The following is an 11293-nucleotide window of genomic DNA, read 5'->3' on the forward strand; positions in this document are numbered from 1 at the left end:
GCTTTGCCGAGTTGTGGAGCGGAGCTACCGTAGAAGGAAAGGTTGACTTATGAGGCTGCTGGTGGATATTCGCTTTTTGCCAAGAAAGCTTGGCGCGAAGGATTGTGTCCCGCATCGCGTGAAAACTACTTGGAGCTAGCAGTCAGTTGTTGCCTGCAGGCTATCGCTAATGAGCGGATTATGTTCCGCCTGGCTTTACGTAGGTCGATTCTGATCATGATTAGCCTGTTGATATACGCATGTAACGACACGTCAATCGTAGGTATACTGATTCGACTGGTTTAATACTGACAGGTAACAAGTACTTCATCATGGATAAAAGTCAATTAGCCTCGCGCATCTGGGAATCTGCGAACACTATGCGCTCAAAAATCGAAGCGCAAGAGTACAAGGACTATATGCTCGGCTTCATCTTCTATAAGTTCCTCTCTGATCAGGTCGAGCAACTTATGTACTCCAATGAGGTTGCATCTGAAGAGTTGGCCGAAATTCTTGTTGAGGACGATTCCGAGACTGTCGAGTTCGTGCAGCACCGTCTGGGCTACTTCATCTCGTACGACAATCTCCACTCGACGTGGCGTGCTGTAGGCAGTGACTTCAACGTCGCTGATGTCCGTGATGCGCTTGCAGCATTTGACCGTCTCCTCCTCCCGAGCCGTGCCCACGTGTTCAAAGACATCTTCCGAACACTGGAAACAGGCCTGTCGAAGCTGGGTAGCAACGCCACATCGCAGACTAAGGCGATTAAGGACCTACTGGACCTTATTAACGACATCCCGACTGACGGCGCTCAGGGCTACGACGTGCTTGGGTTTATCTACGAGTACTTAATCTCGAAGTTCGCGGCGAACGCCGGCAAGAAGGCGGGAGAGTTCTATACTCCGCACGAAGTCTCTGAGGTGATGAGTCGCATCGTCGCAGCACACACTCAAGACCGTGAGACCCTGACCATCTACGACCCGACCTCTGGTTCTGGTTCGCTGCTGTTGAATATCGGCCAGGCTGTCGCTCGTCATATGGGTGATCCAGATGCGATTAAGTACTACGCCCAAGAGATCAAGGAAAACACCTTCAACCTCACGCGCATGAACTTGGTCATGCGCGGGGTCAAGGCCGACAACATTGTCGCTCGCAATGGTGATAGCCTGAAACATGACTGGCCGATGTTCGACGAGTCTGACCCGGAGAACACCTACGATCCGCTGTTTGTAGATGCGGTTGTGTCGAACCCTCCGTATTCGCAGAAGTGGGATGCAGAGGGCATGGACACCGATCCACGCTTTACGCAGTATGGTCTGGCACCGCAGAACAAGGCAGACTTCGCCTTCTTGCTCCATGAGCTGTTCCACATTAAGCCGGACGGTATTATGACCATTGTCCTGCCACACGGTGTGCTTTTCCGTGGTGGGGCAGAAGAGACGATCCGCACCCGCCTTATCGAAGCCAATAACATCGACACCATCATTGGTCTGCCAAGTTCCATCTTCTATGGCACTGGCATTCCGACCATCATCATGGTGCTCAAGAAGCAGCGCAGCCACGACGACGTGCTGTTCATCGACGCATCCCAGGGCTTTATTAAAGACGGCAAGAACAACCTCCTGCGCGCACGTGACATCGAGCGAATCGTTGATGCTGTCCATACACGCCGCGACGTAGAGCACTTCGCTCGTGTTGTGTCTCGCGATGAAATCCGCGCTAACGACTACAACCTGAATATCCCGCGCTACGTCTCTGCAACGCCGCCGCCAGAATCCGTGGACTTCTTCGCCACCGTCAACGGCGGCATACCTGTCAGCGAGATCGACGCTCTGGCGGAGTACTGGGACGTGCTGCCGGGCCTGCGTGAAGCGCTGTTCGATGAAGACGCAAACGGGTACGCGACCTGCCGCACTGACGACATTCGAGAAATGGTCTTAGAGCACAGTGCTGCCGGAGCGCTGGCAGACACATTGAACGAGTCACTCGATGGTTTTGCTGAGTCCTTGGAAACAGATCTCATTGACAACGCGATGGCTGTTCCAGTCAACACTGCAGAGGATGGGATCAAGGCTGATCTGTTTGCGCGTCTGGCCCCGGTGCCCCTGGTCAACGAGTACCAGGGCTACCAGCTGTTACATGAGAAGTGGCTTGTCATTGCCAATGATCTAACGATCCTGCAGACCGAGGGCTGGGATGCAATGCGTGTCATTGACCCTGTCATGGAGTGGAAGACGAAGAACAAGAAGAAGGAAGAAGTCCAAACTGGCTGGGAAGGCCGCGTCGCGACTTTCGAGATTATCCGGGATCTGTACTTGCCTGAACTCCGTGACCAGGTAGATGATCTCACCGCTGAGCGCGACAGCGTTGATTCTGAGCTGACAGCCCTTATCGAGGGCCTGAGCGAAGAAGACAAGACTGATCTGGCTGATGTGCTCAACGCCAAGGAAACTGGTTTCTTGAAGGGTGAACTCAACAAGGCAGTCAAGGCGCTTCCAGCCCTTCCAAGGGGGCAGCAGTGGCCTGAGGGTAGCATCGAGGCTATCCAGATTGAGGCAAAGCAGTTGATCGACCGCCTGACTAAGGTGAAGGCGCAGCTCAAGAAGGCCAACGAAGAGCTAGAGACCAAGACGCACGAGACTGTTGAGAACCTCACTGACGATCAGATCGTCGAAGTGCTCTCGACCAAGTGGGTAGCAGCGCTTATGGTGCAACTCGCGCTGCTGCCGACGCTTGCGCTGCGTGAACTCGTTGACCAGGTGCAGCGCTTGCAGGATAAGTACGCCACGCCGCTAACTGAGTTGGATACGCAGATCGCTACCACTGAGCACAGCCTGCTTGCATCGCTAGACCAGCTGACTGGCTCGGATGCGGATATGCAGGCTGTCGCAGCCCTGAAGCAGATGCTGGGCGGTGGTCAGCGTGACTAAGAACAACACACCAGCGCTGCGGTTCGCTGGGTTCAGTGGTGAGTGGGATGAGCAGCCTTTGGGCGCTATCGCTGATCGTGTTCAAACTAAAAACACGAAACTCGCAAGCACGCTTCCCCTAACCATCTCGGCACTTCACGGACTTGTCAATCAAATCACTTATTTTAACAATCGTGTTGCAAGTAGCAATCTGACAAATTATCTACTCATTCACAACGGTGAATTTGCGTATAACAAGAGTTACTCCGAGGGGTACCCGGTCGGTGCTGTCAAACGACTGGACGGCTATGACAAGGGCGTTCTCTCATCTCTCTATGTTGTTTTTCGGCTTCTATCTGCGCGCGATGTGGATAGTGATTTCGTTTTATCATTCTTTGAAACCTCAAAATGGCATCGTTACGTTGAGATGCAGTCCGCAGAAGGTGCCCGTAACCATGGTCTGCTGAATATTTCAGCTGATACTTTCATGGGGGTCCCCGTATCTCTAGCCCCGTCTCTCAAAGAACAGCAAGCCATTGGTGAACTCTTCGCTGATCTCGACGCGCTGATCGAGCAGCACCGCGCCAAGCACGCGAACCTGCAACAGACGAAGGCTGCGCTCCTGCAGCGCATGTTCCCGCCAGACGGTGCCAATGAACCGGAGCTGCGGTTAGGTGGGTTCAGCGGTGGGTGGAATAGTTGTACGTTCGGGCAATTAGCGGTCTTGTCCCGAGGGCTAACCTACTCCCCTCGTGATCTCGTCGATCCTTACCAGGGCATTCGTGTTTATAGGTCTTCAAACATTAAGGATCACATTGTAGTGACTAACCCCGATGATGTGTGGGTCAGGGCGAGTGCTGTAAACATCCCGCTCCTCGCCAAGGGCGACATTATCATCACCGCTTCGAATGGGTCTGTTCGCTTGGTAGGGAAGAGCGGACTTGTCCGGGAACTGCCTGTCCCCGGTACACCTGGTGGGTTCATGCTCAAATGTTCTTCTAAAACTCCAGAGTTCACTGCTGCACTGCTTCAAAGTCCCTGGTTTAGGAGCTTTTTGAACGTTAATGTAGCAGGGGGCAATGGTGCCATTGGTAATTTAGATTCGACCCAGCTGTCTAACGAACCCACCCTCATCCCGCCCACCCTCGAAGAACAGCGTGCTATCGGTGAGGTGTTTACCAACCTCGATGCGCTTATCGCAGCTGCACAGCGCTACATCACGCAACTGGCTCAAGCCAAGACGGCGCTGCTACAGCGCATGTTCGTTTAAGGAGCGCTCACCATGACTACACCACTGACGTACACAGACGAGAATCGCTTCGAGGACGATGTTGTCGCCATGCTTCGCCGCCACGGTTGGGATGAGGTACTTGACCGTCCTACTGAGCGCCAGCTCATCGACAACTGGGCGCAGATTCTTTACAACAACAACCGTGACCAGGACCGACTCGGTGATGTGCCGCTGACGTCCTCTGAGATGGACCAGATCATCGAGCAGATCACGGAGCTACGCACACCGTTGCGTCTCAATGAGTTCATCAACGGCCGCAGTGTGGCTATTACCCGCGATGCTCCTGAGGCACACAACCTGGGCAAAGAGGTCTCGCTCAAGATCTACGACCGTCGTGAGATCGCAGGCGGGCAGTCCTGTTATCAGATCGCACGGCAGCCGAAGTTCCCCACTGCCGCGCATAAGCTCATGCCGGAACGCAGAGGCGACCTCATGCTCTTGATCAACGGCATGCCGGTCATCCACCTGGAACTCAAGCGCTCTGGCGTGCCTGTCTCGCAGGCAACGAACCAGATTATTAAATACGCCCACGAGGGCGTCTTTACTGGCCTGTTCTCACTGGTACAGATCTTTGTGGCGATGACGCCTACAGGGACGCAGTACTTCGCTAACCCCGGCCCCGGGGGCAAGTTCAACCCTGACTTCTTCTTCCACTGGGCTGATTTCAACAACGAGCCGATCAATGACTGGCCGACGGTGGTTACTTCGCTGCTGTCGATCCCGATGGCGCACCAGCTCATCGGCTTCTACACGGTGACAGACCGCGCAGCCGGCGTGCTCATGGTCATGCGTTCCTACCAGTACTTCGCTGCTCACCGCATCGCCGACCGGGTGGAAAGCCACGAGTGGGGCAGCGACAATAAGGGGGGCTACATCTGGCACACCACCGGCTCTGGCAAGACCATTACCAGCTTCAAAACCGCGCAGCTAATCGCTGATTCCAAGAACGCCGACAAGGTTGTGTTCCTGCTTGACCGTGTGGAGCTGAGCACGCAGTCGCTGGCGAACTACCGCAGCTATGGCGGGGATACCATCGACGTTGCAGACACCGCGAGTGCTGACGAGCTGCTCCGCCTGCTCACAAACGACACCTCAGTGCTGATTGTGACCTCGCTGCAGAAATTCCATCACTTGCAGGCTGACACGCTGCGTGAGACGGTACTAAAAAAACTGCGTGACAAGCGCATTGTCTTCATCATTGATGAGGCACATCGTTCCACCTTCGGAGACATGCTGCTGAATATCAAGACCACGCTGCCGGATGCGTTGCTGTTTGGTTTTACGGGCACACCTATCCATGACGAGAACAAGAAAGTGCGTTCCACCACGGCCACCATCTTCGGTGATGAACTGCACCGGTACTCCATCGCTGATGGTATCCGTGACGCCAATGTACTGGGCTTCGACCCTGAGATGGTCGAGACCTATCGAGCACATGATGTGCGTAAAACCATTGCTCTGGAACAAGCGAAGGCCGCCGATGAACAAGAGGCTTATAGCGACCCGAAGAAGAAAAAGACCTTCCTGAAGTACATGGACAAGGCGCAGATCCCGATGGCAGGTGTGCGCCACGAGGACGGCTCCTATGACAAGGGCATTGAGGACTACCTGCCGATGTCGCAGTACGCCCAGCCAAAACACCGTGCTGCCGTAGCACGAGATATCGCTGAGCATTGGGGCCACCTGAGCCGAAACAGTGCTTTTCATGCAATCTTGGCCACGCACTCGATTCCTGAGGCAATCGAGTACTTCCGCATCTTCCGTGATACTTACCCGCATTTGAATGTCACGGCGTTGTTCGATCCGAATATCGACAACACTGGGGAAGCACAACTGAGAAAAGAAGACGGCCTTCTCGAGGTGCTTGAGCATTACAACGCCAAATACGGCCAGCACTTCACCATGACCACACACGACGCCTTTAAGCGCGACATCGCTGCACGTCTGGCACGTAAGGCGCCGTACAACACGCCGGCATTTACGCATGACAAGCAGATTGACCTGCTCATTGTCGTCGATCAGATGCTCACGGGCTTTGACTCGAAGTGGCTGAACACGCTGTATCTCGACAAAATCATCGCTTACGAGAACATCATCCAGGCATTCTCGCGTACCAACCGTGTCTTCGGCCCGGAAAAACCCTTCGGCTCTATCCGCTACTACCGCAAGCCGTACACGATGCGGCGCAATATCGACGCTGCAGTGAAGTTGTACTCCGGTGATAAGCCCTTTGGGCTGTTCGTCGATCACCTTGACGAACACCTCATGCAGATCAATCAGTGTTTCACGATCATCAAGCGACTCTTTGCTGGTATCGAGGACTTCTCTCGGTTGCCAGACGATGAAGCTGATCGCCTTGAGTTCGCGAAAGTGTTGCCCGAACTATACGAGCACCTCCAAGCAGCCCAGATCCAGGGTTTTACCTGGGAGAAATCCTGCTACCCGTTTGCTGATACCGACATTTCGGTGGAATTGACTGAGCCGGTGTACATCGCGCTGCTATCGCGTTACAAGGAACTTGACCGTTCCGACGGCGAACCAGAGCCGGCACCAGGCGGGGGAGATGGCGATGAACTTCCACCATATGACATCAACGTTCACATCACCCACATCGACACTGCACGAATTGACGCCGACTACCTCGACGCGAAGTATTCGAAGTACCTGCGTGCCATCGAGACCGGGGTACCACAGCCTGAACTTGATGAGCTGCTGTCAGATTTGCACGCTGGCTTCGCACGCTTGAGCGCTGACGACCAGGTCTTTGCAAACCGCTGGCTTCATGACATCCAATCAGGCGATGCAGTCCTTGTTTCAGGCAAGACAGTGCAGGATTACATCAACGACTACAAACTCACACAGCAAGAACGTGAGATCGCGCAACTTGTCCGCGCTATCGGCGTTGATCCTGTGCTTCTTCGTACAATCCTCGCCGCACACGTGGATGAGGTTCATATCAATGAGTATGGTCGTTTCGATGATGTCATTGGCTCTGTTGACCTGGACGCTGCAGCCCAGTACTTCCATCAACAGACAGGTAAGAAGCTCCCACGCTTTAAGATTCGCATGGCCACTGACAAGCTCTTGCGGGGATACGTGCTGCGCCACGATCTCCCTGCAGACCTCGAAGAAGCTGCGGCAGAAACAGTGGAGATATAACCGATTTCTATCGGATACGCCGATGTCTCCACATCAAATAGGGGCAATCACTCGCTCCCCAACGTGAGGCGCTTATCGGCGCTGGATACAATGCGAACTGCAACTACACTGACACAACCTAGGACATGAAGCGGCAACAGTCAGGGGTAGAGGACGCGTTAGCATACTTCGCTCCGGTGATTCGCTCGTTGTTACGCACTCAGAAAGGCTGGGCTAAGGCCTGGCTGAGACAGTTAATACTATCGGTGGCCTCGCTGGGTGTGGCATCAATGTGAAAGTTTTAGAACCCGAATTAGACACATCACGCGGTGGTGACAAAGCCATGATTAACGTCATGGTCGCCCTCGCGCTGTGTATATGGGGGAGCGTGACCTACCAGTTCAGCACACTTGCGAGAGTGCTCCATAACTTATGCGCAGAGTGGAGTAGCCGCTCCGAAGCCAATGCTTAGTAATTGGCGGCTCAAGTTACGAAGAAACTCATCGATAGGGGCTAGTTCATCGTTGCCGCGAGTGCACTTGAACGATTTGAGGCTGAGAATCTACAGACCAATCCGGCTCATCCTTGACAGTTACCAGGTCAAGAAGGACAAAGCATCCGGCATCGTTAACGATCTGAACGATTGGATTGACGAGGTGGGAACCCGCGTTCCATCGTGGACTTCATGGGGCGCGTGGTACGGGACCCTATGGAGACTGTGCGGATTATTGATGGGTTGAGTGCTGGAAACTAGAGAGTCGTGTTTCGCTTAGGAGATTTCAGATCAGAGTCAAAAACGATATATGCATCTCGAGCCAGTATTAGGCATCTATAATTCTTCTATGGCACAAGACAGCATTCCGACTACAGATCAGTTCCGTCCAGTAGTACTGCGTGTGCTATCAGATGGGCGAGAACGACGGCTCACGGAGATAGGCGACGATGTAGTCAAACATCTGGGGCTTTTCTCCTGAGGTTTTGGCGGAAACTATTCCGTCCGGACAGCCAAGATATAGAAATCGGATTGCTTGGGCCTGCTCGTCGTTTGCACAGTCTGGTCTGGTAATCCGGCCCAAGCGCGGGCGATACCTGATTTCGGATGATGGGCGCCAAGTAGATGCAAGGAACCTTGCGGAGTACACCGAAAAGGACATGCTGGAGTGGTCCAAGTGGCGGCAGTACCAAGATGAGATTCGGGAGCGTAAGAGCTCTGGCCATGCAGCAGCTGATTTGCCGGCATCCTCGGGCGTGCGTAACGAAGGGGCTCTAGCTGAATGGGAAGAGGCTTCGGCTAGTCCGACGAAATCTCCATTAGAGATGGTGGAAGATGCGCAAGCTGACTGGAACGCGAAGGTTTCCACCGATTTGCGGCAGCGCCTGCAGGACTCGACCCCAAAGTTCTTTGAACGCGCTGTCATCGAACTGTTGTGGGCAATGGGATACGGCGGTGTCCACGGACAGAAGCAGCATCTGGGACGGTCGAATGATGGAGGCGTCGACGGAGTGATTCGTGAAGATGCCCTTGGGCTTGGCAAAGTTTATGTGCAGGCCAAGCGCTATGCTGACTCAAGTTCCGTTGGGAATGGAGAAATAAGAAACTTCATTGGTGCGCTAGATTCTCGCGGTGCGAATAAAGGTGTATTCATCACAACTTCCCGCTTTACCAACGGGGCAGTAGAAGCTGCAGCTAACTATCGGCACGGAACAATCGTTCTGATTGATGGCGTGAAACTTTCCGCGCTCATGCTTGACCATGGTGTGGCGGTCCAAAAAGCACATGAGATTACCCTTTACGAACTGGATGACGACTTTTTCGAAGAGGATGAGTAGGACGTCTCACAGCCGGGTGTGACTTGTCGTTGCGGGGTTACTTGAGTGGGCTTCAGGTCTTATACAATCGGGAGACTGTTTTTACGTAAATAGGAAGCCCGATGCGGACACTCAGTTTCTTCAACAACAAGGGTGGGGTGGGGAAGACCACTCTATCCACCAATGTCGCCCATTATTTCGCTCGTCAGGGTAAACGAGTGCTCTACGTGGATTGTGATCCGCAGTGTAACGCCACACAGCTCATGCTGACTGAAGAGCAGCATGAGGAGATTTACCTGAGCAGCAAGAATGACGAACAGGCCGAGCGAGATTCGTTGGCTAATACGGTCTACTCGCTGTTCATTCCATTGCGAGAAGGCGAGACCGATATCGAGCCCGATATCCGGCCAGTGCGCTCGGAGCGGTTTGGAGTCGATGTCTTGCCAGGGCACCCGGCTCTTTCCAACATTGAAGATGTCATGAGTGACGCCTGGCAGTCATCGCTCGCCAAGAAGACCGGTGACTTTCGTCGAATCCACTGGGCCGGGCAGTTGGCTGTGGCTATGGAGGATGAAGATCGATACGACTACATCTTCTACGATGTGGGACCGTCGTTAGGCCCTTTTAATCGAACCGTGCTTTTGGGCTGCGACGCCTTCGTTACTCCTACGTCAACCGACCTGTTCAGCTTCCACGCCTTTGGAAACCTCGCCAAGTGGTTTAACGACTGGGTCACTGAATACAGCGAAATTTCTGAGGGCAACCTTGCCCAGTGGAGGAACTACTCACCGGATATTTCGAAGAAAACTCGAAAGCTTCGGCTGCTCGGGCATGATGGACGTGGGCTTCAGTACCTTGGCTACACAACGCTGGAATACGTGAAGCGGCGCTCGAATGGTAAAGAACAGCTTGTCGGAGCGTTTGAACGATTCCGCGGCAAGTTCGACGACGAAGCAAAGCGAATCGGCGATAGCCTCGGGCATTCGTGCGACCAGTACCTGATTGGGCATGTGCCGCACATGTACTCGATGCCGGCGACAGCTCAGGATAGTCATTCACCAATTGCAGACCTGCAAGCAACTGATGGCGTGCGGGGAACTCAGCTGAACCAGCGTACTGGCTATGCACAGAAAATTGATGAAGTCGCTGCACTGGTTCTGGAGCGGTTGGAGAGTTAGGTGCTGTTGGTCTTGGTTCCCTAGCATGTCTTTGACGCTTAGCGTTGGCGTGTAGGTGAGGCCGTTTTCGTACGTGCGAGCAATCCTGGCGTGGAAAGTATTTCCAGAAGTGAGTAGTGCTCAAATGCAAGGAATGTGTTCCCTAAACGCCAAGAGAATTCGTGTAACTGTGGAACAATTATCGGCATGAGCATGTACGCCGTGAACCAGCACACAGTCGAAACGCTGCTTGGATGGATTGAGAGCGACACTATCGCTATCCCCGAAATGCAGCGACCATTTGTATGGAACAGTACAAAAGTTCGCGATTTGATGGACTCGCTGTATCGCGGGTTCCCGGTGGGGTTCCTCATTACTTGGCAAAGTCAACAGGTACCGGTTAAAGGCGGCGGCCATGCCGGTTATCAGCAGATTCTGATTGATGGTCAACAGCGCATTACTGCTTTGCGTGCTGCCGTTGCCGGGCAGCCGGTGATGGGCAAGGACTTTAAGACCAAGCGGATTGTTATCTGCTTCAATCCGCAAACTGAGGAATTTGCGACTGCAACACCAGTGCTGAAGAAGCAACCGGAGTGGATCTACGACATCTCGGAGTTCCTGCGGTCGAACAATGTTTATCGGCCGATGAACGAGTACATGGCGAAGAACCCTGAAGCCGACGGCGAAGTAGTTGCGACTGCGCTGGAAAAGCTGATGGGAATCAAGAAAGCCCCAATTGGAATCATTGCACTGAGCGATGAGCTCGATATCGAGACTGTTGCCGAAATTTTTGTGCGCATCAACTCCAAGGGCGTAGCACTGTCTAGCGCCGACTTCGTCATGAGCAAGATTAGTTCCTACGGAGATCAAGGGCGCAACCTGCGGAAGCTCATTGACTACTTCGCACATCTAGCAGTGAGGTTACCCTCGTTTAGTGGACACCCTATTTGTGCGGATCTTGTGTCCGTAGGAGAGGATGTTCATTGTGAGTCAACAGCGCAAGAAGTACA

General features: G+C 53.6%; 6 protein-coding genes and 1 pseudogene. All 7 read left to right on the forward strand.

Annotation, left to right across the window (positions count from 1 at the left end; all coding sequences use genetic code 11):
* The first annotated feature begins 311 nt into the window (after nucleotides 1-311).
* Nucleotides 312-2909 carry a type I restriction-modification system subunit M gene (locus AB1Z34_RS10075; RefSeq protein WP_284847237.1) on the forward strand — a complete coding sequence of 866 codons (2598 nt, stop codon included), beginning with the start codon at nucleotides 312-314 and terminating at the stop codon, nucleotides 2907-2909.
* Nucleotides 2902-4158 (forward strand): restriction endonuclease subunit S, encoded by a 1257-nt coding sequence (locus AB1Z34_RS10080; protein WP_151457923.1) that lies wholly within the window; start codon nucleotides 2902-2904, stop codon nucleotides 4156-4158. The genes AB1Z34_RS10075 and AB1Z34_RS10080 overlap by 8 nt, the downstream gene beginning before the upstream one ends.
* A gap of 12 nt (nucleotides 4159-4170) precedes the next feature.
* Entirely contained in the window at nucleotides 4171-7338 is a 3168-nt protein-coding gene (locus AB1Z34_RS10085; protein WP_088611561.1) for an HsdR family type I site-specific deoxyribonuclease, read from the forward strand.
* A 933-nt stretch (nucleotides 7339-8271) separates the two neighbouring features.
* Nucleotides 8272-8427, forward strand: a pseudogene (locus tag AB1Z34_RS10090) (winged helix-turn-helix domain-containing protein); the annotation flags it as partial.
* A 42-nt stretch (nucleotides 8428-8469) separates the two neighbouring features.
* Nucleotides 8470-9147, forward strand: coding sequence for a restriction endonuclease (locus AB1Z34_RS10095; protein ID WP_240593359.1), 678 nt, complete (start codon nucleotides 8470-8472; stop codon nucleotides 9145-9147).
* 101 nt (nucleotides 9148-9248) lie between these two features.
* Entirely contained in the window at nucleotides 9249-10304 is a 1056-nt protein-coding gene (locus AB1Z34_RS10100) for a ParA family protein (RefSeq protein ID WP_088611560.1), read from the forward strand.
* A gap of 186 nt (nucleotides 10305-10490) precedes the next feature.
* Nucleotides 10491-11293, forward strand: an 803-nt coding sequence (locus AB1Z34_RS10105) for a DUF262 domain-containing protein (protein ID WP_367158303.1), incomplete at its 3' end; no start/stop codon positions are given.

Origin of the sequence: Corynebacterium sp. 045007 (assembly GCF_040743205.1) — a bacterium.
GTDB classification, from domain to species: Bacteria; Actinomycetota; Actinomycetes; order Mycobacteriales; family Mycobacteriaceae; genus Corynebacterium; species Corynebacterium jeikeium_D.

What these genes read in the sequence shown, in the direction of transcription:
- AB1Z34_RS10075 (WP_284847237.1), top strand. Translation starts at nt 312, where the DNA reads ATGGATAAAAGTCAATTAGCCTCGCGCATCTGGGAATCTGCGAACACT.
- AB1Z34_RS10085 (WP_088611561.1), top strand. Translation starts at nt 4,171, where the DNA reads ATGACTACACCACTGACGTACACAGACGAGAATCGCTTCGAGGACGAT.
- AB1Z34_RS10095 (WP_240593359.1), top strand. Translation starts at nt 8,470, where the DNA reads ATGCTGGAGTGGTCCAAGTGGCGGCAGTACCAAGATGAGATTCGGGAG.
- AB1Z34_RS10100 (WP_088611560.1), top strand. Translation starts at nt 9,249, where the DNA reads ATGCGGACACTCAGTTTCTTCAACAACAAGGGTGGGGTGGGGAAGACC.